Origin of the sequence: Acinetobacter celticus, assembly GCF_001707755.1 — a bacterium.
In the GTDB taxonomy this organism is placed as follows: domain Bacteria; phylum Pseudomonadota; class Gammaproteobacteria; order Pseudomonadales; family Moraxellaceae; genus Acinetobacter; species Acinetobacter celticus.
In genome coordinates this window covers 261,093-283,869 of sequence record NZ_MBDL01000010.1, presented here as the reverse complement: position 1 = coordinate 283,869, position 22,777 = coordinate 261,093, and the positions used below count along the sequence as shown (strand labels likewise).

The following is a 22,777-nucleotide window of genomic DNA, read 5'->3' as shown; positions in this document are numbered from 1 at the left end:
AATAACCTCAATGATTGTTTCAGTTACTTAGCACACGATCTACAAGATGATTACCCGTTCGTTTTTGGTAAACATCCCATTTTACATACCACATTCTGCCTTTTTGCTCCGCTGGAAGCATTCCTTTACGGCACTGGCGAGTGATGGTTTGAGGTGTTGGTGGCGTTGCATCTTCTGCGCCGTATACTCGCTTAATAAATTCAGAGATTTTAATTAGACAAGCCATTTAAGACACCCCCTTCAAACTTTGCACCACTTCTTCAGGTAAATCATTTTCAATTAAGATCATGATGTCGCCCTCCATTCATCACAATAAACATCTTTGCATCCTTCAAAATCATAAGGATATTCTTGCCAACTAATTTTCCCGCAAGATGGACAGTTAAACCGCGTCATTGGATTACTTTTTCTGCGACTGGCTTTCTTTAAGTGTTCTGGAGTTTTTAAACCAGCACCTTGAACCATTTTGCGTTTATTTAATTTTCTAAAATCAAATGTACGACGTTTTGCTTGATCAGCCATGCTAAATGGAATAACCACATATTTAGGATCTAATTTTTTAGCGATTGGATAACCAAATACGGACGCTTCGTCAAAATCAGTTGATGTGTTGCATTTATCGATATTTAACCAGTAAACATCATTGCCATCCCATACACCCTTTTCAAAGGCAACATAAGTATTATGAATATCCGTGAATGGTTGAGTTGTACTAGGAATATATTGGTGATCTACCTTCCAAACGGCTAAAGCATCAACATGATCGGCTGAGATTGGCAAATCATATTCACGTGCATGGTTATAGTGGTACTGAGCTTCTTCCAAAGTACACACATGGGCTTTATCAATATTTGTGTGATAACCCCTAAATTCCTTGCATTGAAATGAAACACTGGTACCCACATTGTCTCGGAAACATGCAAGATAAAATCTATTTTTCATGACTTTGCTCCTGTGTTTCTTCATGCTGTTCTGCTTGAATATCCATCACGCCACCTTACCCGCCAAACACTGTCATTAGGCCAGTGGTAATAATTACCCAACAGATGAAAGCTAGAGCAATGAATAGCGCGAAGTCGCGTACATTCGCCCAAATAATTGAGCGAAGTGGAGGGCGTAGTTCTGCTTCAGAAGGATGTTGGAATAGGATAGGAGTTGTTTGACTGTGCATAGGCTTTTGTTTCATACTTATCTCGCATTAAGTTGTAAAAGCACATCAAAAGGTAAGAGAGTTGATGTGCTTTTTTTGTTGTTCGTGAGATAAATGTAAGATAACTTACTTTTAATGTCAAGTATTTGGTAATTAAAATTACCGTGAGTGGTTTTTAGTTTTATGTTAGTCAAGAGGATGTTTAAAAAAGTACGTAATAAATATTTTATAATTAGTTGAAAATAAGGAAATAATGTTTGAAAATTAGTTGAATTTTAAATAATAGATAAATGTATGGGAATTTTTCTTTTCTTGCTATTAATAGCTTCAGGTGGTGTTATCTATTTCTTTTACAAAAAGAACAAAGAGTTAAAATTTAATGAAGCAGGTCTTATAGATAATAATAAAAATTTATCTATAAAAATTGGGAAACTTGAAGCTCAAGCAAGTAGTGATTATAGGCAAATCAGCGGACTTTTAAATCAAAAAGAAGTTTTAGAAAATCGTTTAAATGAATTGGAAAAATATCAAGGTATTGTTGATGTTGTTGGGCATATAGCATCTGAAAAAGAAAAATGCTCCAATGATATAAGGGATGCCAAACTTACATGGCAACGAGAATATGAATCTAATCTGAAATCACATGAAGCTTATAAGCAAATGATTGTGGCTGAAGCTGAAGCTTTTAAACTTCAAATAAAAGAAAAAATTAAAAATGTAGAAATTTTTTTAGAAAAACATTCTCAAAAAACTCTATTTAATACAGAGCAACAAGCAAAAAATATACTTGGCGATTATTATAGTTTAGCCCAGAAAACTATGGAGTTGAAAAGAACCTGTAATGCACTCGAAAATAAAATTCAAGGTTACAGTGATGAGTATTTATTGCCTAATCAGGCAATTCTAGAAGATTTAATAGATGGATACGAGCATTTAGATGCGGCTCAGAGATTAAAGACAATAAAGTTTGAAATCAAAACTGCCATTAAGCAATGTGTTGTTGCAGATTGTGATTATGTTGAAGAAAACAGAAAAACTACAGCTATAGCTTTTATTACAAATGCTTTTAATAGTAAGGCAGATGTGCATGTATCACGTTTAAGGCATGACAATGTTGGGAAACTAATTGAAGCTTTAAAAGATGATTATGTACTTTTAAATAACTATGGACAAGCTTTTAGAAATGCCAGAATTAACCCATCATATCTCGCATTAAGAGTCGAGGAGTTGAAGTGGGCTACATTAGTACTTGAGTTTAAAGAAAGAGAACGCGAAGAGCAGAGAGAGATTCGTGAACAAATTCGTGAGGAGGAAAAGGCAAGGAAAGAATATGAACGGGCAATAAAAGAAGCTGAAAAAGAAGAACAATTACTTAAAAAAGCTTATGAAAAAGCAAAAAAAGAATTTGATTTGGCAACTGATGATGAGAAAGCTAAATTTGATTTGAAAATGCAAGAGCTAATAGAAAAACTCAAAAATGCTGAGGAAAAAAATCAGCGTGTACTATCAATGGCACAACAAACAAGAGCAGGACACGTCTATGTAATTTCAAATATAGGCTCTTTTGGCGATGATATCTTAAAGCTTGGAATGACTAGACGTCTTGAGCCTTTGGATCGCGTCAAAGAATTAGGAGATGCTTCAGTTCCATTTACATTTGATGTGCATGCAATGATTTATAGTGAAGATGCGCCAACACTTGAGAAAAAGCTTCATCACCATTTTAATCATGAACGTGTTAATAAGGTTAACTATAAAAAAGAATTCTTTAAAACGTCTTTGACTAATGTTAAGGATTATCTTGAAGAGTTGGGAATACAAGCAAAATTCACTTTAAAGGCTGAAGCTTTACAATATAGAGAGTCTTTAAAAATTGAATTAATGCCAGATGATGAGCAGCGAGAATTGGAAGATACTATTGAAGAAATGGAATTGAAGCAGAAAGACTACGCCTTAGTCGAAGATGAAGAATAAGATAAAAGGGCCTGTAATAGCAGGCCCTTTTAATTAAAAATAGATCAATTACTAAAGTGCGACATTTATTAAGATTTTTTAATGTTTCATTAGTTTGAAAATTTACTTAGACATCCCGATACAACCCAACAACCTTGCCGACTAATTTGCAACCATCTTCTAAAACAATCGTTTTCTCTGGCCAGTCTGGATTCAAAGGTTGCAAATACATATTTCCGCTCTCAACGATAAGCTTCTTAAAAGTCGCCTCACTGTCGCCTTGGCAAGATACAATAACTAAATCACCTGTTTTTAAATCTGTTATTTGAAAGTCAGGATTAACATAAATTTTGTCGCTAGGGCGGAAGTCTGGAAGCATGGATTCACCAACAACAGTAAGGCCATAGCCATGTTTTCCACATTTAGGGTTTGGTGGCAACCATTCTTCAAATTGTGTACCTGTAGGCACAGCATCAGCAGTAGTCCAAGCACCAGCTTGAACCCAAGAGATGACGGGTACAAGACGACCTACAATAGGGAATGGTGCGGAAATATTATTTACTAGGCTATCTGAAGTCTTACCACTAAGAAGAAAATCAGGTGTTACTGATAAAACTTTAGATAGAGCCATAAGGCTTTCATGTTTAGGAAGGTTGTCATCTTTTTCCCAGTAAATTACAGAAGTTTTAGATACGCCAATTGCATCGGCAAGCTGTTGTTGAGTCACCTTTTTTGTTTTTCTTAATGCTTTTAGGCGTGTACCAAGAGTTTCCATAGATTTAGCCCATTGTTGATGTAAGGAATCTTACCATTTGACTAGGTAAGTTTTATGCTGTTTAATAAGGTAAGAAAAGTTACCTTTGTGAGTAAAATTAATGACAAAACAAGAAGCTCTGCAGCTTTTGAATTGCAATGTCGCAGATTTGGCTTTGAAGTTAGAAATTAGTTCTCAGGCGATCAGCCAATGGCCAGAAAAGAAAATTCCTTTGATGCGTGAATATCAAATTCTAGATTTAGCAAAAGGCCAAATTCCTATTAAGCGTTCTACTAAAAATAGTAATAAAGCTCCCATCTAATAAAAACGTTCAAAGGAAGCCGTTATGAACATATTAGATGCTGCTTATCACACCGTGCACGACTACAAAGGTGGGGCAAATGCACTTGCACCCCGTATGGGCATCAAAAGTCCCGCCGTGCTCAATAGCAAAGTTAATCCAAATACAGACACCCATCACTTGACGCTAGTTGAAGCATCCAAGCTGATGGTGCTGACCAACGACTATCGAATACTGCAAAGCCTCAATGCCCAACACGGCAAAGTCGCAATCAACCTGCCTGACATACCCGAATGCAGAGATACAGCACTCACAGATTTGGTGCTGAGCTTTGGGATGAAAGGCGGAAACGTCTACACGCTATTTAAAGAAATGATGGCAGACGGACGCATTACACGCGGAGAAGCCATAGACATGTCTAAGGTCATTCACCGACTACACGAAATACTGGCCGAACTGGATGCACAAATACACCAGTGCGTAGACGACAAATAGAGGTAAACCCATATGAGTTTAGATGCAACGATTTGGGCTTGGAAAGTACGCCAGAAACAAAAGAAAGGCGGGAGCTTAAAACCACTCAAAAAACTGGTTTTACTCTCACTTTCAGACCGTGCGGGTGAAGATCATTGTGCTTATCCAAGTATGGCCAGATTAGTAGAAGATACTGAAATGGACCGTAAAACTGTCTTAAAAATCATCGATGAGCTTGTTGAGGATGGTTTAATTGTAGACACAGGTGAGAGAAAAGGACGTACAAAACAGGTCAAAGTTTATCAATTAATGGGTGTGAATGGTCGGGAAACAGTCCCAATAACGGTACTCTTAGATGCTGAAAATGATGATTTAAACAGTCCCAACAGTGGAACAGTTCCAACAACGGAACAGTTCCAACAATTCCATGAAAGAGTCCCAACAATTCCGTTAAAGAGTCCCAACGTTGGGACACGGAATCTTTCAAAGAATCTCTCATTAGAATCTAAAAATAAAAAAGACTGGCTTTGCTTTAAAAAACTTCGTAAAGAATTTCACGACATCGATCCCGATTTGGATTTTGAATATCTCATGACGGCAAGTTGGGGAGATCGAGAGAAGCGCGCATTTGAAATGTACAACGATGGTAATAATCTCTGTGACGACCTGATGAATTTCCATTTTGCAGATTGGTTGGTCAAAGCTTACCGAACCAAGTATTCAAAACCTGTCCATGGCCAACCATCCAAACCTGATTCCCAACCGAAACACCTGACTGAAAAACAGATTGCCGTATTCGCTCAAAAGCTAGCTCACCATTCTGAATTTGCAGGTAAGTTCAGTGAACCAGGTGACAGCTACGAAAAACTGGCTTCAAAAATTGCCATGAAACTTGAAAACCCAGTTCAAGCCAAGAAATGGGAGTCGTATCTCAAGCAAGTGGGTTTTGGTGGAGTACTGGCATGATGAAAAACAAATTAACCATCAACACTGCGCAGGCTCAAAAAATCAAAGAAAGCGCGGTCTGTGAAAGCGCTGTGAATCTGTGTTTAGACATGCCTAGCAAAGTGAATAAAGTTGATCAGCCGAGTAAGTACATCGAAACAGAATTGGGCAAAGAAAAACTCTGCATCGAATGCAATGAATATTGGCCGTTGGATGATGAGTTTTGGTCGCACCGTATTGTTGCTTTGGTTGGTGGAAATACGTCTAAGAGATATGAATCGGTTTGTAAGTCTTGTTATGACATTCGATACAGGCCCAACAGAACCAAAACAAAGAATCGAATTAAATCTGCATATGAAAAGAGGGCTGTAATTTGAAAATCCTCATTGGTATCGATACTGGCGTTCATACAGGCTTCGCCGTGGCATTTGATCACGGCGCAGGTGGTGAGCTTCAAAGAGTGGAATCACTCAGTATTACTCAAGCCATGCAATGTGTTCTTGAATATGAAAATGAGCATGACCTTCAAGATATTACGCTTTATATCGAAGATGCACGTTTACGGACTTGGTTTGGTGTCATGGATGCCCGACAAGCCAAAAGTGGTGCTGGAGTACGTGAAGGCGTTGGATCCGTTAAGCGTGATGCGCAGATTTGGGAAGATTGGTGTAAAGAGCAGGGTATTAATTACAAGATGATTCACCCAGCTTCAAATGCAACAAAAAAGAAAGCAGTAGATTTTACACGTATGACGGGTTGGACTGGTCGCACGAATGAACATGCACGTGATGCAGCAATGTTGGTATTTAAAAGATATGCGAGGTTTTGAGGGCTCATGGATAACCTAAACGGGTTAAGTGGAGATTTAAAAAGTATCGCTGAGGTCATTGGGAGAGATCAGGCCCTTTATCTGGTCAGCCAGTGTCCAAGATATAAAACAGAAAAGCGGTCGGGCAAGGGGCAGATATTGCTATATGTGCCAAAGCTTAAAAAACTCACAGTACGGCATAGCTTGGTTCAGGCTTTGGGGTATATCGATGCTCAAAAACTGTCGGTGGTTTTTGGTGGTGAACTATTAGTGCTTTCACACTGTGCCCATATGATTCTAGAAAAACGCGATGAGGGCATCAGGAAAATGATGAAGAGCGGGTTTTCAATTGCCGATTTAGCATCTTTTTTTAATGTTACCGAACGCATAGTTCTAAAAATTCAGAATATGGAATTAAGTAAGCAACAGCTTAGCCTGCAATTGTGAATAATGAAAAAAACGCTAATTTTTAAAACAATAAGTAAAAATGAATTGGGTGCGTCTTGATGTCGTGGAATGACTTTTTATTGTCTGTGATGAAAATGTTAAGTGAGTTTCAATATTTTATTGCAGGTTTAATGGGAGCGAGTGTTGTGACCAGATATAACAAAGAACAGCTTAAAACACCTGGTGATTATGTTGTGTTTATTTTATCGGGTGCATTAACAGCTCATTACCTGACACTATTAATTTTACAAATCACACCATTGCAACCAGAACATGCTGGTGGTATCGGGTTTTTGACGGGTGCTATTGGTGGTTTGGTTTTACAGGAAATTATCGCTTGGATTAAATCAGGTGCATACAAGCAGGTGGGCTTTAAAGACTTCTTCATGGAGATGTTAAAAAATTGGTTTAAACGTGGTGGGAAAAAATGAGCATAAATCAAACAACAGAAGTAGCTCAGGCTTATTCATGGTTACGGGCAATGTCAGGTGGGAAGCTTGAACAGTCTCAAGTAATTGCTGGTGATGAAATTATTGCTTGTCATGGTTTAAAAACACTCGCAACGCTGATTGGATTTTCATTAACCAAGGTTGTAAGTGGATTGTTTGATATTTCAGACCACGGCTATTCCATTATTCGTGAAAGTGAAGGCTTTCGAAACCAAGCGTATAAAGATACTGGCGGTGTTTGGACTATTGGGTATGGGACGATCAAGTACCCTAATGGTGTGTCAGTAAAACAAGGTGATACCTGTACGCAAGGTCAAGCAGACTTGTGGTTGATGAATGATTGCAAATGGGTAGATGCGTGCCTTGATAAGCACATTAAAGTAAAACCCAATCAAAACCAATTCGATGCACTTGCTTCATTCGTATACAACATTGGTGAAACAGCATTTGTAAAAAGCACAATGCTGACTCTACTGAATCAATCGAAGTTTGAATTGGCTACAAATCAGTTTGACCGCTGGATTTATGACAATGGCAAAGTCATTAGTGGACTGGCGAATCGCCGTGCTAAAGAAAAACTTCTATTTTTGAAGTAGGTCGATATGAATATCAAACTCATCGTTGCTCTTAGCTTTTTACTGACCAGTATTTTCATTGGTTGGTGCTGTTATGACTATGGATATAACAGCGCTCAAACAGAACAAATACAGACTTATGAGCATCAGCTTGAAGAACTTAAAGCCCAGGCTGATCAAGCATTAAATCGTGAGCGTAATAGTTACAAAAAACAAGAGCAACTTGAGGCTAAGTACCTTGAAAAGATTAAGGAATTACAGCACAATGAAGCGAATCTTATTGATGAGTATCGCGCTAACAATCTCAGCTTGCGCGACTCACTCAAAGCCAAGAAATGTCCCGATGTGTCCATCGTTACCGACAGCACCGTCAGTCATCATGCAGCCACAACAGGCGGACTTCACGACAGAGATGTCGAGTTTCTTATTCGGTATGCCGCAAGAGCAGACGCCGTAGCAGAGCAACTCAAGAGTGCTCAAGCTCTCATCCAGCAGGACAGAGAGCTATGCAACGGTCAGACCGAAACATCTAATACCAATGAAAAAATAGTTTCCCAAGGTACTTCCAGAGGGTCACCCCAAGCGGGGGCAAAGACCTCGCAGGTTTTCATATCTGCGTGAATTTCAGAACCGTAGTTTATGTTTATGTCTTATTTTCTATAAATATTTGTTTTTAAAAGTTAATTCTGAAAATCGAAGTAAAAAGGGGATTCTATGTCTGCAATTATTAAAGGCCAAGAGGTAACCAGACAGGGATTAGCTGATATCTTTGGTGTATCGCTACCAACAATTGATAATTGGGTTCGTAGTGGTTGTTCGTATATTCAGAAAGGCGGTCGTGGGCAGGAGTGGAAATTTAATACTGCGATCGTTTCGAATTGGTTGCGAGATCGAGATGTTGAAGATGCAACAAGTGGAATACCTGATGATATTGAATTACTAAGAGTTCGAAAGCAGAAAGCGGAAACAGAATTAGCAGAGTTAGAACTAGCGACTAAAAAAGGTGAAGTGGCTTTAATTTCTGAATTTGAGCAAGTACAGGCGATGGTCTTTGCTGCAATACGTGCGAATATTATGAATGTGCCTCAGCGTGCAGTTTTGCAATTACTTGGTGAAACAGATGAGCGCGTTTTTAAAGAAAAATTAAAAGCTGAGTTGGTTTTGGCGCTTGAAACATCTGCGCAGGATGAGCTGGAGCAAGAGGATCTTGAGTGACCTTTCAATTTTTAGCAATTATGGAGATGTTCTTGATGCTATAAGACGCTCTATGCATCACTTGGTTCCGCCACCAGATATTTTACCGAGCGATTGGGCTGAAAAAAATATTAAGATTCCTGTTGGTAATGCGATACCTGGTCCTATCAATTTTGATAATGCACCATACCAGCGTGGCATGATTGATGCGATTAAAGAATATGGTGTACGCCGTATTACATATATGACTGGTGCACAGTTAGGAAAAACTACAATTCAACAATGTGCAACGGGTTACTTTATTGCTCACGAACCCAAATCACAAATATTTGTACAGCCAACTCAGGGTGATGTTCAAACATTCTTAGAAACTAAACTTCGTCCAATGATTGAGGCTAATAAATCAATTTCTAAAAAGATGGCCAAGCCAAGAAGCCGTGATGGTGTGAATAACAGTCGTATGATTTCTTATGTCGGTGGCTGGTTGATGTTTTCGTGGGCCGGTTCACCCAAAACATTGCGTTCACGTTCTGCGCCTATTACTCATGCCGATGAAATTGATGGGATGGAAGCGACAGCAGAGGGAGATCCAATTGAACTACTTGCCCAGCGTTCGGCCACATTTGGTGATCAAGCATTAAGAACCGAATCGAGTACACCGACTATTGCTGGTGCGAGTCGCGTTGAGAATGCCTTTAAGCAAGGTGATATGCGTAGATACTATGTACCTTGCCCTCATTGTAGTGAAGCTCAATTTTTACGGTGGGAAAATGTGACATGGGTGGGCCGTAAATCGCGCAATATTCAAGATGCTAAGGAAGATTTAGATCAAGATCATGAAGTTGATACTGCTACTTATCGCTGTGAATGCTGTGGTGAGGTATGGTCTGATGGTGAACGCATTGTTGCAATTCGAAATGCTGAAAAATTAGGGCATGGTTGGAAGGCAGAAAAGCCATTTAAAGGACATATTAGTTTTCATGCACCAGAGATGCTTTCGACTTTTCGTAAGATGCGTGACATTGTGCAGTCTTATTTAGATAAGTTGGCTCTTGATGATTTACAAGTTTTTGTAAACGTATCGCTGGGTGAAACTTATGAAGAAAACGGAGACAAAGCAGATCCTGAAGTACTGCAACTTCGTGCAGAAGAATACACAACTCAAATACCGAATGCTGGTGTGTATTTAACTTGTGGCATAGATATGCAGATGGATCGGCTTGAGTTGGAAATTGTCGCTTGGGGCGTAGGTGAAGAAAGTTGGTCTATAGATTATCGAGTGCTTTGGGGCGATCCACTGGGTGATGAAGTTTGGGAAGAACTGGATGATATTTTAGAAGATACTTATATGCATGAGTCGGGGGCTCAACTGAGTATTTCGGCTGCATGTCTAGATACGGGTGGTACCGCAGGTTACACACAACGTGCGTATGAATATGTAAAAAGCCGTAGAAACAGGAAAGTCTTTGCGATTAAAGGGCGTGCCGGCTGGGGGATGCCAATTGTGCAAAGTCCGCAGCGTAAACAGTCAGGTAAAGATAAACGGAAAATTGATTTATTTATTGTTGGGGTCGATGAAGCAAAACTGACTGTCATGCGCCGTTTAGATTTAGAAAAGAAAGGCCCTGGTTATTGTCACTTTCCACATGATCGGGAAATGGAGTGGTACCGACAATTAACGGCTGAAAAATTAATTATTCGTTATGTCAAAGGGCAACCTATTCGTGAGTGGCACAAGCCAGATCGGGCTCGTAATGAGGCACTTGATTGCCGTGTTTATGCTTTGGCTGCTTTAAAAATTATGCAACCGAATTTAAAGCGCGTGGCTGAGCGCATGTCTATTGAGATTGATGAACCTCAGGCTGAGAAAGAGGTTGATCAAAATACTACAGAAGTTAAAACAGTATTGAAAAAGAAGGCTGTTAAAAAAATCTCTGTATCGGTAGTCGTTCCAGCACCTAAACATACTATGATTAAAAGGAAAAGGGTTTTTGGGAATAAGAAATAATGCTTATAATAGAGCTCTTACTTTAGAATCTAATATAAATTATATGAGAGTTGAATATCTAAAAGCAGTATTAGCCCAAGTTTTTACTTTGTTATTAAGCTTATTTTTATTGAATCTAATTTTCAAAGGTTTTTTTATTGAAAGTATTCCTCAAAAAAACTGGCTTTATGTTTTTCATGGAAAGCTGTTGATTTGTCAGACAATATTATTAATTTTTATATTTGTAGTATTTTTTTTTGGAACGAGTACATTAGTAAAAGTAGCTTACGATGAAAGTGAGCACCTTTTAAATAGAATACTAGTAATATGTTGTATACCAATTATATATTTCTTTTCTTCCTTAATTTTACAATTATTATGTGGTGTTGCATCTATATTTTATTTTAAGCCGTCTTTAATTGATTTTTTCAAATATCTATTTTGTTATAGCTCAGTAGTTATTTTAATTACTTTTTTGCAAAATAAGTATATAGCCTCTCCAAAAGAAAGTTTATTTATGTACTTATTTAAAAAAATTAAAAACTTTTTAAAGGGTCGAAAGACTGAAAAATGAACTAAGTTTCATTTTATTTAACCTCGCTATATGCGGGGTTTTTTACAATTGTGAATAATGAAAAAAACCACTTAAAAAATGATGATAAAACCAAGAAAAAGCGCATTTTGGGTTAGAAAAATACATGAGTGGTCAATTGTTTCCCAACCAAATCAAAGCAGGTACGACGTTTAAATTTAATCTGAATTTAACGGCATACCCTGCATCTGATTGGACAGTTTATGCATATTTACGTGGTGCAAGTGCAATTGATCTGCAATCTACAGCGCAGGGAAATATGCATGTATTCAGCGTGCCTGCAAATATCTCAAAAGACTATAAAGCTGGACATTACGGTTTTTCACTTCGTGCAGTGAATGCTGGTACAGATGAGGTGGAGGAGCTTGAATCGGGCGCAGTTGAGATTAAAGCGGATCTCGCATCTATTTCAGAAAATGCCGATTTAAGAAGCCATGCGCAAAAAACCTTAACAGCATTAGAAGCGGTCATCGAAGGTCGTGCCAGCTTAGACCAAGAGCGATATCGCATTAATAACCGTGAGCTATACCGTACCCCAATGGAGACGCTGATTCGATTGCGTAATCAATACCGTGCTGAAGTCAGTCGAGAACAGGCGAAAGCATCAGGTAAAAGTCTGTTTGGTCGTGTTGTACGGGTTAAATTGGGGTAATTGCTTGTTATGAATATTTTTAAACGTCAAATTGCTGAAGTGCCGAATGTTACGCAGATGAATCCTGTAAAAGATGAGTCAGTGGTAAAACGAGGGAGTCGGGTTTTTCGCAATGCTATCCGTTGGTTTAAAGCAGGTGTAAGCGACCGCCTAACTTCCGCTTGGCCATCTACACCATTACCAGCTGATTTAATCGTAGAGCGATATCAACGAACCTTAGTTGCACGTAGTCGTGAACAATGTGCCAATAATGATTATGGCCGAAATTATTTGCGTTTAACCCATCAAAATATTGTTGGGCCTCAAGGTGTAACGCTTCAGGCTCAGATCCGCAATGCACAGGGAAAACTAGACAATAAACTTTGCGATGCCGTGGAACAAGAATGGTCAAATTGGAATAAGAAACATCACTGCGATATTCAGGGCAAAAAGTCTTGGCGTTCTTTCCAACGTTCTTGTGTGATTTCAGCAGCCAAAGATGGTGAGTTCTTTGTCAGGATTATCCGTGGTGCTGATGCAGGGAAATATGGTTTTGCATTGCAAATGATTGATGCTCAGCGTTGCCCAATCATGTATAGCGCAAAACTCTCAGGTGGTCGCTTTATCCGTCAGGGTATTGAGTTTAACCAATTTGGACGACCGATTGCTTATTACTTTGATAGTGACTCAGAAGAAGAAAAACAGTATCGCGTTGGTTCAGGGAATTACATTCGTGTTCCGGCAGAACAAGTCATTCATGGCTATTTAGAAGAAATTGTCGGGCAAAAACGGGGCATGCCTTGGACGGCCACCAGTCTATTCCGTATGAAGCAACTTTCTGAGTTTGAAGATTCAGCGATTGTGAATGCGCGTGTTTCTGCCAACAAAATGGGTTTCATTCAATGGAAAGATGGCTATGGTCCCAAGTTTGAAGAGGACGATGAAATCCAGATTGAATCTCAAGCGGGTGAGTTCCCAATGTTGCCTGAAGGGGCAGAACTCAAAGAGTGGTCTCCCAATTATCCAACGGGTGAATTCCTACCTTTTCACAAAGCAATGTTGCGCTCAATGGCTGCAGGTATGGGCGTGCTCTATAACAACTTAGCTTCAGACCTTGAGGGAGTGAACTTTTCAAGTATTCGCCAGGGAACTTTAGATGAGCGTGAACATTGGAAAGAACTCCAACAATGGTTAATTGAAGCTTTAGTTGAGCCAGTCTATTTCGCATGGTTGGAATATGCATTGCTCAAAGGCGTAATTAAGAAAGGCAATGTGCCACTGAAAGCCGTAGATATTGACCGTTATACCCAAGTCACTTGGCAACCACGCCGTTGGGCTTGGATTGATCCATCTGCTGATGTCACTGCAGCAGAAAAGTCGAAGAACAATATGCTGACTTCTGCGGGAGCCATTATTCGTGAGCAGGGTAAAGATCCGCAAACCGTATGGGCTGAGATTGCCCGCGATACTCGCACCATGATTGATGAATTAGTGGCACAGGGCATCAGTAAAGAAATAGCGGAAGAAATGGTACTTGCCAGTATGGGGCGCAAACAAGCAGGCGCAGTAGGGCGTCCAAAAGAGGGGATGTAATGAAATTTTTGAAAACTGATCTAGCACTGACTTTAGCAGGCATAACGTTGACTCGAGATGCTTCTCAAACAAAGCCTTTACCTGATTTTAATAAAGATAAGCTGGTTCGTAACTATATCGTCGATGACTTCACAGTTGATATGGAAAAGCGAACGGTCGAACTTTCATTTTCAAGTGAAACGGAAGTAGGCCGTTGGTTTGGTGTGGAAATTCTAGATCACAATCAAGGTGCGGTTGATTTTTCGCGCTTGAATACCCGTGCGCCGTTTTTAATGGATCATAACTCCCGTGATCAGGTGGGTGTGGTTGAAAATGCTTGGTTAGATCATTCCCAGCGTAAAGGACGTGCATTAGTTCGTTTGAGCAAATCTGCACGTGGCGAGGAAATTCTACAAGATATTGATGATTTGATTCGTACCAATATCAGTGTTGGTTACACCATTAAGAAGGCCATCCTAAAAGAGCAACGCGAGCATGATGATGTTTATTTGATTACCGAATGGCAACCCTATGAAATTTCCCTTGTGTCTATTCCAGCGGATACCAATGTGGGGGTTGGACGTTCAGCAATTGTGAATAATGAAAATAACTCTGCCGTTCCACAAAATGAGCCTATAGCAATTATTCCAGTGAATCAGCAAAGAGCAAATCGTATGAATTGGGACTACTTTACAGATAAAGATGGCAACCAAGTCCGTCAACGCCTCAATGACAAAGGTGAGCGTTTTGGCGAAATTGAAATGGTGCGTGCAGTAAACGACACGGCAGAACGTGGTGCAGAAGCAGAACGTAAACGCGTCGGTGACTTAATGCAATTAGGTGAGCGTTTTGGCGCGGGTGATTTGGTACGCCAGTACATTGATGAAAATAAATCACCAGCAGAATTACAAAATGCAATTTTAGAGCGTATGCATGGTAATCAAGGCAAACCAATTACTGAACAGCCGAAAAGCAATAATGCCGATATTGGTCTAACAGGTGATGAAGCACGTTCATTTAGTTTAATGCGCGCGGTACGTGCCATGTTGCCGAATGCAACGTTAGCAGACCGTGAGGCAGCCGCATTTGAGTTGGAGTGTTCAGAAGCGGCACAAAAAGCTTATGGTCGTTCTGCTCAAGGGATTTTAGTGCCTGCGGATGTACTTAGTCGCGTTTTTGAAGTCGGTACTTCCAATAATGGTGCAACCTTGGTTGGAACCGATCACCGTGCCGATATGTTCATTGAAATGCTACGTAACCGCTCAACCATTATGAACTTAGGTTTCATTATGGATGGATTGGTGGGTGATGCCGAAATTCCAAAGCAAACAGGTGGTGCAACTGCTTATTGGCTTGGTGAAGAAGAGGAAGTGCAAGGGTCTAGCCCTGCAACAGGTCAATTAAAACTAAGCCCCAAAACAGTGGGTGGTCGTGTTGAGATCAGCCGTAAGCTCATGCAACAAAGTTCACCAGCGGCAGAACAATTGGTCTGGAATGATTTAAACCGTGCCTTGGCTTTGAAAATTGATAAAGCAGCTTATTACGGTACTGGTGGAGACAATCAACCACTGGGTTTAAAAAATATTTCTGGCATGAACGCCGTGAGCTTTGCAGCAGTAAATCCAACCTTTGCTGAAATGGTGGCGATGGAATCTGAAATTGCTTCAGACAATGCCGATGTTGATCGTATGTCTTATGTGATTAATGCCGCTATGCGTGGTCATTTTAAAACAGCACCAAGAATGGGTGCTGGCACGGAAAGTACGATTTGGGAGCCAGGGAATACTGTGAATGGTTATCGAACTGAGGTGACTAATCAGATTGAAGCGGGCGATGTGTTCTTCGGTAATTTCGCAGATTTGATCATTGCGATGTGGGGCGGTTTGGATATCACTATTGATCCGTATTCTTTAAGTGCTAAAGGTGGCTTACGCATTGTGGGCTTCCAAGATGTGGACTTTGTTTTGCGTAACACTGAGTCCATTTGCTACGGCAAGAAAACTGTCTAATTGATGAGCCACAACTGTGGCTTCCCACTCCATTTTTGTGAGCATATATCCATGAAAACAACTGTTGTAATTGCTTTAACTTCTGCCGTAGTGATTGAGGGTGAAATTCGTAAAAAAGGTGACGAGGTCGAAGTCTCGCATGCCTTGGCACAAGATTTGTTACGCCGTGGCCGTGGCACTTTAGTAGAGGGTGATGCTGAAGATCAAGAAATTGATTTGGCTACTTTGACTAAAGCCCAACTTATTGATTTTGCCTTGCAAGAATATGAACTTGAGCTAGATGCTTCTCTCACCAAAGATAAATTAATTGAAGCGATTCAAGCTGCTGCAGAAGCCGAGTAAAGCCTATGCCAAGTTGGGAGAATTTGGATGTGTTTCTTCAGACTGATTCGGTGGGCGGATTTGCCGTAACAGCCACTTTACAGTTTGAAGATGGGGCAGACGATAAGTCCATTACAGGAATCTTTGATGAGCCCTATTTAAACGCTCAACTTGGTGAGTATGAGGTTGATGATGCTCAACCTCGTTTCACTTGTAAATCAGCAGATGTTGTAGGTGTAAAACGGGGTGACTTTTTACTGCTTAAAGACGGTCGTAAATTTTATGTCATGACCTATCCGCAACAAGACGGCACAGGTCTTTCGATACTTAAGCTAGAAATTAACGAATGATCTCACTCGATATAAGTGCACAGGGCATTGAGGCCATTATTGCAAAGCTTGAACCTACCGAAAAGCAAGCAAAAAAAGCTTTCAAAACAACCATTGGCAAGATGTCTAGATGGTTGCGTGTTAGAGCAGCAAGATCAATGGCTAAAGAATTAAAATTAAAAAATGCTGCTGTCAGAACACGCTTAAAGCTGATGAAAATTAAGTTTAATTCTGATGGAGGATTTGGTGGTATCTGGATTGGACAGAACCCTATTGATTTACCTTATATAGATGGAGGGCAACAATTTAAAGGTGGTGTTAGGACAACGCGAGGTAAGTATCTGAAGGGTGCTTTTATGGGGCCCAAACCTGGACAGCAAGCTATCTCTTTAAGAGGTAACGCTTTTAAGCGAACAGGCAGAAAAAGATTACCAATTGAGAAGCAAGGGCATCCAGTACAAGATGTTATTGATAAATCTTTAGAGTCAGACGTAATGCAATGGTCGGCTTTTGAAAGACAATTTTTTAAAGTGTTGGAGCATGAATTGAAATGGCAGATGCGATAGCAGGTGTGAATTTAGATCAATTACATGATGTGATTGAGGCCAAATTAAGAGCGCAATTTCCAGTTTTTCAATTGGTTCAGTTCTATCGTGACGAAGAAGAACGTAAAGCCCCAACAGCAAAAGAACTGCCAGCACTGCTCCTTGAACTCACCAGTTTTGATATTGATGAACAGGGTGATATGGGTACAGAGCAACTGCCTTTGATTGCCCGATTTGAAGCGCGAATTATTGATACGTTTAATCAGCGTAGAGCCAAGATTAATGTCCGAAAACTAGCGGCAGGCGTTGCTTTCTATATTTTTAAGAATAAGCACTTTACCCAGCTGGGGAAACTTGGTGTTGGAAGCAGTTCACTGGAAGATATTTCTGAAGATGGATTTTTCCCTGAACTCGATCGTTTTGAGGTATGGCGCGTGGACTTCTCTACTCAAATTTTAGTCGGTGAAAATATTTGGGCAGGATCAGGGGTTACACCAACTCCTGTCTTTAGCTATTCGCCTGAAATTGGTTTAGGTCATGAAGATAAATACCAAGAACTATCACTGAATCAGGAGGTGCCATGAGTTATGCACTGGCGCAGATGGACAGGATTCTTGCGAATTTAATCCGTTTTGGTCGAATTCATGCTGTTGATTTGGATGCAGGCACAGCAACAGTCGATTTTGATGGTGAGCTCGTTTCTGACCTTGAATGGGCGAAAGATCGAGCAGGTAAGGATCGTTCATGGAATGGTGGTTATTCCAAAGGTGAGCAGGTTTTAGTGCTCTCACCATCAGGTGATCTGTCTCAAGGCGTAATTGCTTTTGCTTTATCTCAAACTGCCTTCCCTAATGCGGGCACTACTGAAAATCCAAAGCATATTTATGAGGATGGCACTGTGGTTGAGTATGACAAAGCCAGTCATACATTAAATATTGATTTATCAGGCAGTGGTGGAAAAGTTTTTATTAATGGTGGTTTGGTCGTTGATGGTCTTGTTGAATTTAACGGATCTGATGTCAAGCACAATGGGAAAAGTATTGGAGGAAGTCATACGCATAAAGGTGTGCAATCTGGTGGCTCTAATACAGGAGGCGTGAATTAATGGGTATGAATGCACTAAATGGCCGATCGTTATCTGGCCTTGAACACTTAAAACAATCTATTGCAGATATTTTAAATACACCAATTGGTTCACGCGTGATGCGCCGTGATTATGGTTCCAAGTTATTTTCTTTAATTGATGCCCCACTAAATCGGGGCGCATTGGTTGATATTTATGCAGTAACAGCTGAAGCACTAATGAAGTGGGAAGCTCGCTTGCTTGTCAGTGCAGTCGATATTACAAGTGCACAACTTGGTCAGATCACTTTAAAAATCACAGGTAAATATGTTTTAGACGGCAAAACCGTTCAGTTAGATGGAATAGTGGTGGGTCAATGAGTACAGTCGATTTTTCTCAATTACCACCGCCAAGTTTGATCAGTGAATTAAGCTTCGAGGTTCTTTTTGAAAAAAGAAAAGAAAGTTTTATAGCACTGCATGAATCAGAAAAACAGGCCGAAATCCGTGAAACACTTAAGCGTGAATCTGAACCTGTTACTAAGTTGCTTCAAGAAAATGCATATTTAGAAATGCTGTATGTCGCCAAATGCAATGCGGATGCACGCTCACTGTTACTTGCTTATGCTGAAAAATCAGATTTAGATCACTTAGCACTAACAGAATATGGATTAATCCGGCTTTTAGTCTCGCCTGCAGATGACACCGCTATACCTCCAATTGATGCAATCTATGAATCAGATGAACGCTTGAGAGAGCGTTGCTTATTATCTTTTGATGGTATGAATACCGCAGGGTCTGCTAATGCATATCGCTATTTTGCTCTATCCGCTGATGGTCGTGTCGATGGCATTAAAGTACGTTCAGATGGGGCCAATCCATATCTACTCGATATTGTGATTACTCAGATTGATAGCGTAAATGGTGAAGCCTCCGCGGAATTGATCACAGCTGTTCAAAAGGCTTTGGATCCTGATCATGTACGGCCAGTCTGTGATAGACCGATTGTTAAATCTAGCGTGGCAACAAATTATCAAATTGAAGCTCAACTCTATGTTGGTAAAAATGCAGAAGATGCATTACTACTCGAAACTGCAAATTTACGTTTAGACAAATACATTAAAAATGCACAAAAGAACGGGGAAAGCATTTATAGATCTGCAATTTATGCAGCTTTGCACGTGGACGGTATTCAGCGTGTAGTTGTTACTGTACCTGTAAACGATTTAGTTATGGATAGTTATCACCACCCATTTTGTACTGCTAAAACGATCTCTATTGGGGGATTGAATGAATAGTTTATTGCCTCCGAACGCCAGCAAGCTAGAACGCAAAATTGCTCAAGTTGGGAGGAGTACTTTTGATTTACCAACAATTCGGGTGATTAGGGATATTGATGCTATTCCATCGCAGTTTTTACCATTTATTGCATGGCAAAGATCAGTAGATTATTGGGATGAAAATTGGCAAGACTCACTAAAACGTAAAGTGATCCAAGATTCAAAACAACAGCACAAATTGAAAGGAACAGCAGCTGCAATCAAACGTGCGCTAGAACCCTTTGGTTATGAAGTAAAGCTGATCGAATGGTTTCAGGTTGAGCCGAATTTGACACCAGGTACTTTCAATCTTGAGTTGGATTTAGTTGGGAAAAGTTTAAATCAAGAAGTCTATTACGAAGTCAATCGGCTCGTTTCTGATGCAAAAGCAGCTTCAAGACATTTGACCAATTTGACGATTACAACAAATCCAATTTTAACGATCCGCAATATTCTTGTGCATCAAACAGCATTCACTTTTTCCAGCGAGCCTAAAGCATGAGTGATTATTTTAACGTCACAACCAATGTTGGTGATGCTGCAATTGCCACTGCGATTGCCAACAATTCAAAACTAAATATCACACATATTGCGTTTGGTGATGGTAATGGGTCTGTTCCAACACCAACCAAAACAAGAACAACTCTAATTAAGGAAGTTCACCGCCAAACTGTCACTAAATACGCAATGCATCCAGCGATTGCAAATTACATTGTGATAGAGACCATTATTCCATCAAATATTGGTGGCTTCTGGATTCGAGAAATGGGAGTTATTGCGGATAATGTTCTTATCTCTCATGGTTCACATGCCCCATTTTTTAAAGTGGCTGATCCGGATGGTGTTAGTGAATACCGACTTAAATTCACACAAAATGTCCGTGATGGTAGTGTCGTTGAAATTTTGTTGGATGAATCACTGATCTATGCGAGTCAGGAATGGGTTGATGAAAATTATATCCGTCGAAATGAAATAGTCGATAACCTGACCACCAATGATGCAACTAAACCTGTCTCTGCCAAGCAAGCCAAGCTTCTCTCAGAACTAAAAGTCAATAGAGGTGGTTCATTTAAAGATGCCTTTGGACGTGATGTAGATTTTTATCAAGATGCATTTACGGCCCAATTTTTCAAATCATTTGATGAATGTCCAGTTGGTTCCCGCTGCTTGATTTATACAGGTCTTGATTTAATAAATGAACCGTTATTTTCGGATCAATACATTTATGTAGAGACAAGACAAACATTTGAATCAGCTGGAAAATTGCAAATTGCGTATGGCTATGTTACTGGCAAGGTTGCTATACGATCTGCGGGTACTGGCGCTGCATATGGACCATGGACTTATACAGCAACATTAGACAGTAATGTTGCGTCAGCAACAAAATTACAAACAGCTCGCACAATTAGCTTTTCTGGTGCTGCTACTGGTTCATTTAATTTTGATGGCTCAGGGAATAGTTCAGCAGTATTAACACTAGCAAACTCAGGTGTTGTTGCAAACACGTATGGTTCAAATCTTAAAATCCCAGTCATCACAGTAAATGCTAAAGGTTTGATTACTGGTGTTTCAGAACAACAAATCCCTATTGTTGATGATCTTACTACTGGAGGATCTGCAAAATTACTCTCAGCAGAGCAAGGGAAATTACTGCAAGCTAATAAACTTGATAAAACAGCACTCAATAACACTCTGACAAGCACATCATCCACGCAAGCTTTAACCGCCGCACAAGGTAAAGTTTTGAATGATCAGGCTTTTGGGGTCGGTCAGACATGGCAAGATGTAACGTCTAGTAGGGTTTCAGAGACTACATATACAAATACAACAGAAAAAGCAATAACAGTTATATTGACTATTATGGACAGGAGTTTATCAACACCTTTTTTAGTAAAAATTGATAGTCTTGTAGTTATTGATGTTGATGATTTTTATGAGAGTACATACCCTATAACGTTTACTGTAGCACCATCCTCGACATATCAAGTGACCACAAGAAATACAATTAGAAAATGGTCGGAGTTGCGATAATGCAAAAGTTTATAAATAACGATTTTTCAGATATTCGATATTTTGAAGATAGTGTGATAGTCAGTGATTGGATTGATTTATCTAAATATCGACTAATGACAGATGAAGAAATATTGAAACATGAAACACCAAAGCCAACCAAATTTCATACAGAGTGGAACGGCACAGAATGGATCGATATACGAACTGAAGAAGAACAACTTCAATACAAGCGTTCACAATATCCAACGCTTACACGCTATCAATTCTTACGCTGTCTTTTAGAAAACGGCTATAAATCAGAAGCAATTGAAACTCAAATTCTAACAATTGAGGATGAATTTACACGTGAATTGACATTGCTTGGATTTAAAGAAGCGACTAATTTTGTGCGCACAGATGACAGTATTCTCACGATGAGATACATACTTGGCTTAAGTGATGAAAAAGTTGATGAAATGTGGGTATCTGCTTTAAAGCAGTAACGTATTTGGCTCTTAAGTTTTGTATTTTAATTGTATATTTTTTTGTTATCCTTGTGTGGAGTGATAAAAATACTGGAATTGACATATGAAGGTTAAGTCTTTAAAACGGTTAATTACTAGAAGAGTACGAAATTTTGAAATCGGTGAATCGCTTACAATTTCTGATGTGAATGTGTGTGATTTGTTAAAACAAGGATGTGAGATTAGAGCTTCTCATATTAGCCGTAGTTGTAAAATTAACTTCCCTGTTCATTTAAGCCCTAATTGTGAAATTAAGGAATTAGTAAAAATAGGTAAGTTTACTTGTGTCAATCAAAATACTGTAATTTATCCTCACACAATAATAGGTTCATACTGCTCAATAGGAAGAGATGTTCAGGTTGGTCTTGCTCAGCATCCAACTGATTGGTTAAGTTCACATTCTTTTCAATATAACTCTGACAAATTTCCTAATTTGAAAGAGTATAAGGATTTTTTAAGATCGGAAAAGCATCAGTATCATTCGCCGGTTGTGATAGGTTCTGATGTATGGATTGGTCATGGTGCTCTTGTATTAGAGGGTGTTAATATCGAAACTGGTGCTATTATTGGCGCCGGTTCCGTGGTCACGAAGGATATTCCGCCATATGCAATAGTAGGTGGGGTCCCAGCTAAGATTATTAAATATAGATTTGATGAAAATACTATTTCTAGGCTCTTAAATACAAAATGGTGGGAAAAAAATCCAAATGATTTGAATGGTGTGCCATTTCATAATATTAGTGAAGCTTTGGAAATTTTGGAAAATGAGAAACTATCCTAAAAAGGTTTCTAAATATTTGCTCACTAGTGCAATAGTGAATAATGAAAAGTACTGACTAAAAAG

Annotated in this window: 31 protein-coding genes; 27 read left to right on the top strand and 4 right to left on the bottom strand. The window is 39.5% G+C overall.

Annotated elements, in window-relative coordinates; genetic code table 11:
* Positions 1–19: 19 nt before the first annotated feature.
* Genes BBP83_RS10485 through BBP83_RS10475 form a run of 3 tightly spaced genes read right to left on the bottom strand, consistent with a single transcriptional unit; the run spans position 20 to position 1,186 of the window.
* Entirely contained in the window at positions 20–226 is a 207-nt protein-coding gene (locus tag BBP83_RS10485; protein WP_068888253.1) for a hypothetical protein, read from the bottom strand.
* A 59-nt stretch (positions 227–285) separates the two neighbouring features.
* A complete protein-coding gene (locus tag BBP83_RS10480; protein WP_068888601.1) occupies positions 286–942 on the bottom strand; it encodes a hypothetical protein in 657 nt (218 codons plus the stop codon).
* A gap of 55 nt (positions 943–997) precedes the next feature.
* Positions 998–1,186 (bottom strand): hypothetical protein, encoded by a 189-nt coding sequence (locus BBP83_RS10475; RefSeq protein ID WP_068888251.1) that lies wholly within the window; start codon positions 1,184–1,186, stop codon positions 998–1,000.
* A gap of 258 nt (positions 1,187–1,444) precedes the next feature.
* Between BBP83_RS10475 and BBP83_RS10470 the strand changes: the two genes are divergently transcribed.
* Complete coding sequence (locus tag BBP83_RS10470; protein ID WP_078055434.1) at positions 1,445–3,124, top strand: SNIPE associated domain-containing protein; 1,680 nt, start codon at positions 1,445–1,447, stop codon at positions 3,122–3,124.
* Positions 3,125–3,230: 106 nt separating this feature from the next.
* On the opposite strand, the gene BBP83_RS10465 is transcribed toward BBP83_RS10470, so the two are convergent.
* Positions 3,231–3,878, bottom strand: a complete 648-nt coding sequence (locus tag BBP83_RS10465) for a LexA family protein (protein WP_068888249.1) — start codon at positions 3,876–3,878, stop codon at positions 3,231–3,233.
* 100 nt (positions 3,879–3,978) lie between these two features.
* Between BBP83_RS10465 and BBP83_RS10460 the strand changes: the two genes are divergently transcribed.
* The 26 genes from BBP83_RS10460 to BBP83_RS10335 all read left to right on the top strand — a co-directional run bounded on the left by BBP83_RS10460 (position 3,979) and on the right by BBP83_RS10335 (position 22,714).
* Positions 3,979–4,179: a Cro/CI family transcriptional regulator gene (locus BBP83_RS10460; RefSeq protein WP_068888247.1), complete on the top strand. Its 201-nt coding sequence runs from the start codon at positions 3,979–3,981 to the stop codon at positions 4,177–4,179.
* 24 nt (positions 4,180–4,203) lie between these two features.
* The gene (locus BBP83_RS10455; protein ID WP_068888245.1) at positions 4,204–4,653 is read left to right on the top strand and encodes a phage regulatory CII family protein; all 450 of its coding nucleotides are present in this window, start codon (positions 4,204–4,206) and stop codon (positions 4,651–4,653) included.
* Between the two features lie 12 nt (positions 4,654–4,665).
* Entirely contained in the window at positions 4,666–5,598 is a 933-nt protein-coding gene (locus BBP83_RS10450) for a helix-turn-helix domain-containing protein (RefSeq protein WP_068888243.1), read from the top strand.
* A complete protein-coding gene (locus BBP83_RS10445; RefSeq protein ID WP_245669742.1) occupies positions 5,595–5,954 on the top strand; it encodes a hypothetical protein in 360 nt (119 codons plus the stop codon). The genes BBP83_RS10450 and BBP83_RS10445 overlap by 4 nt, the downstream gene beginning before the upstream one ends.
* Positions 5,951–6,406, top strand: a complete 456-nt coding sequence (locus BBP83_RS10440) for a hypothetical protein (RefSeq protein ID WP_068888241.1) — start codon at positions 5,951–5,953, stop codon at positions 6,404–6,406. The genes BBP83_RS10445 and BBP83_RS10440 overlap by 4 nt, the downstream gene beginning before the upstream one ends.
* A 6-nt stretch (positions 6,407–6,412) precedes the next feature.
* Positions 6,413–6,832 carry a Mor transcription activator family protein gene (locus BBP83_RS10435; protein ID WP_068888239.1) on the top strand — a complete coding sequence of 140 codons (420 nt, stop codon included), beginning with the start codon at positions 6,413–6,415 and terminating at the stop codon, positions 6,830–6,832.
* Positions 6,833–6,891: 59 nt separating this feature from the next.
* Entirely contained in the window at positions 6,892–7,263 is a 372-nt protein-coding gene (locus tag BBP83_RS10430) for a hypothetical protein (protein ID WP_068888237.1), read from the top strand.
* The gene (locus tag BBP83_RS10425; RefSeq protein ID WP_068888235.1) at positions 7,260–7,877 is read left to right on the top strand and encodes a lysozyme; all 618 of its coding nucleotides are present in this window, start codon (positions 7,260–7,262) and stop codon (positions 7,875–7,877) included. The genes BBP83_RS10430 and BBP83_RS10425 overlap by 4 nt, the downstream gene beginning before the upstream one ends.
* Positions 7,878–7,883: 6 nt before the next feature.
* Positions 7,884–8,477 (top strand): lysis system i-spanin subunit Rz, encoded by a 594-nt coding sequence (locus BBP83_RS10420; protein ID WP_068888233.1) that lies wholly within the window; start codon positions 7,884–7,886, stop codon positions 8,475–8,477.
* 93 nt (positions 8,478–8,570) lie between these two features.
* Entirely contained in the window at positions 8,571–9,071 is a 501-nt protein-coding gene (locus BBP83_RS10415) for a terminase small subunit (protein WP_068888224.1), read from the top strand.
* Positions 9,064–11,058: a phage terminase large subunit family protein gene (locus BBP83_RS10410; RefSeq protein ID WP_213030445.1), complete on the top strand. Its 1,995-nt coding sequence runs from the start codon at positions 9,064–9,066 to the stop codon at positions 11,056–11,058. The genes BBP83_RS10415 and BBP83_RS10410 overlap by 8 nt, the downstream gene beginning before the upstream one ends.
* Positions 11,042–11,611 carry a hypothetical protein gene (locus BBP83_RS10405; protein ID WP_068888220.1) on the top strand — a complete coding sequence of 190 codons (570 nt, stop codon included), beginning with the start codon at positions 11,042–11,044 and terminating at the stop codon, positions 11,609–11,611. The genes BBP83_RS10410 and BBP83_RS10405 overlap by 17 nt, the downstream gene beginning before the upstream one ends.
* Positions 11,612–11,735: 124 nt before the next feature.
* Positions 11,736–12,281 (top strand): hypothetical protein, encoded by a 546-nt coding sequence (locus BBP83_RS10400; RefSeq protein WP_068888218.1) that lies wholly within the window; start codon positions 11,736–11,738, stop codon positions 12,279–12,281.
* 9 nt (positions 12,282–12,290) lie between these two features.
* The gene (locus tag BBP83_RS10395) at positions 12,291–13,853 is read left to right on the top strand and encodes a phage portal protein (protein WP_068888216.1); all 1,563 of its coding nucleotides are present in this window, start codon (positions 12,291–12,293) and stop codon (positions 13,851–13,853) included.
* Positions 13,853–15,841, top strand: a complete 1,989-nt coding sequence (locus tag BBP83_RS10390) for a phage major capsid protein (protein ID WP_078055433.1) — start codon at positions 13,853–13,855, stop codon at positions 15,839–15,841. Before BBP83_RS10395 ends, BBP83_RS10390 begins: the two co-directional genes overlap by 1 nt.
* A gap of 51 nt (positions 15,842–15,892) precedes the next feature.
* Complete coding sequence (locus BBP83_RS10385; RefSeq protein WP_068888214.1) at positions 15,893–16,183, top strand: hypothetical protein; 291 nt, start codon at positions 15,893–15,895, stop codon at positions 16,181–16,183.
* 29 nt (positions 16,184–16,212) lie between these two features.
* Positions 16,213–16,512, top strand: coding sequence for a head-tail joining protein (locus tag BBP83_RS10380; RefSeq protein WP_213030444.1), 300 nt, complete (start codon positions 16,213–16,215; stop codon positions 16,510–16,512).
* Positions 16,509–17,057, top strand: a complete 549-nt coding sequence (locus BBP83_RS10375; protein WP_068888210.1) for a hypothetical protein — start codon at positions 16,509–16,511, stop codon at positions 17,055–17,057. Before BBP83_RS10380 ends, BBP83_RS10375 begins: the two co-directional genes overlap by 4 nt.
* Positions 17,042–17,620, top strand: a complete 579-nt coding sequence (locus BBP83_RS10370) for a hypothetical protein (protein ID WP_068888207.1) — start codon at positions 17,042–17,044, stop codon at positions 17,618–17,620. Before BBP83_RS10375 ends, BBP83_RS10370 begins: the two co-directional genes overlap by 16 nt.
* Positions 17,617–18,141 carry a phage baseplate assembly protein V gene (locus tag BBP83_RS10365; protein WP_068888205.1) on the top strand — a complete coding sequence of 175 codons (525 nt, stop codon included), beginning with the start codon at positions 17,617–17,619 and terminating at the stop codon, positions 18,139–18,141. Before BBP83_RS10370 ends, BBP83_RS10365 begins: the two co-directional genes overlap by 4 nt.
* A complete protein-coding gene (locus BBP83_RS10360; protein ID WP_213030443.1) occupies positions 18,141–18,479 on the top strand; it encodes a GPW/gp25 family protein in 339 nt (112 codons plus the stop codon). The genes BBP83_RS10365 and BBP83_RS10360 overlap by 1 nt, the downstream gene beginning before the upstream one ends.
* Positions 18,476–19,396 carry a baseplate assembly protein gene (locus BBP83_RS10355; protein WP_068888203.1) on the top strand — a complete coding sequence of 307 codons (921 nt, stop codon included), beginning with the start codon at positions 18,476–18,478 and terminating at the stop codon, positions 19,394–19,396. The genes BBP83_RS10360 and BBP83_RS10355 overlap by 4 nt, the downstream gene beginning before the upstream one ends.
* A complete protein-coding gene (locus BBP83_RS10350) occupies positions 19,389–19,919 on the top strand; it encodes a phage tail protein I (protein WP_068888201.1) in 531 nt (176 codons plus the stop codon). Before BBP83_RS10355 ends, BBP83_RS10350 begins: the two co-directional genes overlap by 8 nt.
* Entirely contained in the window at positions 19,916–21,448 is a 1,533-nt protein-coding gene (locus BBP83_RS15355; RefSeq protein ID WP_068888199.1) for a phage tail protein, read from the top strand. Before BBP83_RS10350 ends, BBP83_RS15355 begins: the two co-directional genes overlap by 4 nt.
* Positions 21,448–21,912, top strand: a complete 465-nt coding sequence (locus tag BBP83_RS10340) for a hypothetical protein (protein WP_068888197.1) — start codon at positions 21,448–21,450, stop codon at positions 21,910–21,912. Before BBP83_RS15355 ends, BBP83_RS10340 begins: the two co-directional genes overlap by 1 nt.
* A gap of 85 nt (positions 21,913–21,997) precedes the next feature.
* On the top strand, positions 21,998–22,714 hold the full coding sequence (locus BBP83_RS10335; protein WP_078055432.1) for a CatB-related O-acetyltransferase: 717 nt from the start codon (positions 21,998–22,000) through the stop codon (positions 22,712–22,714).
* The last annotated feature ends 63 nt before the right edge of the window (positions 22,715–22,777 follow it).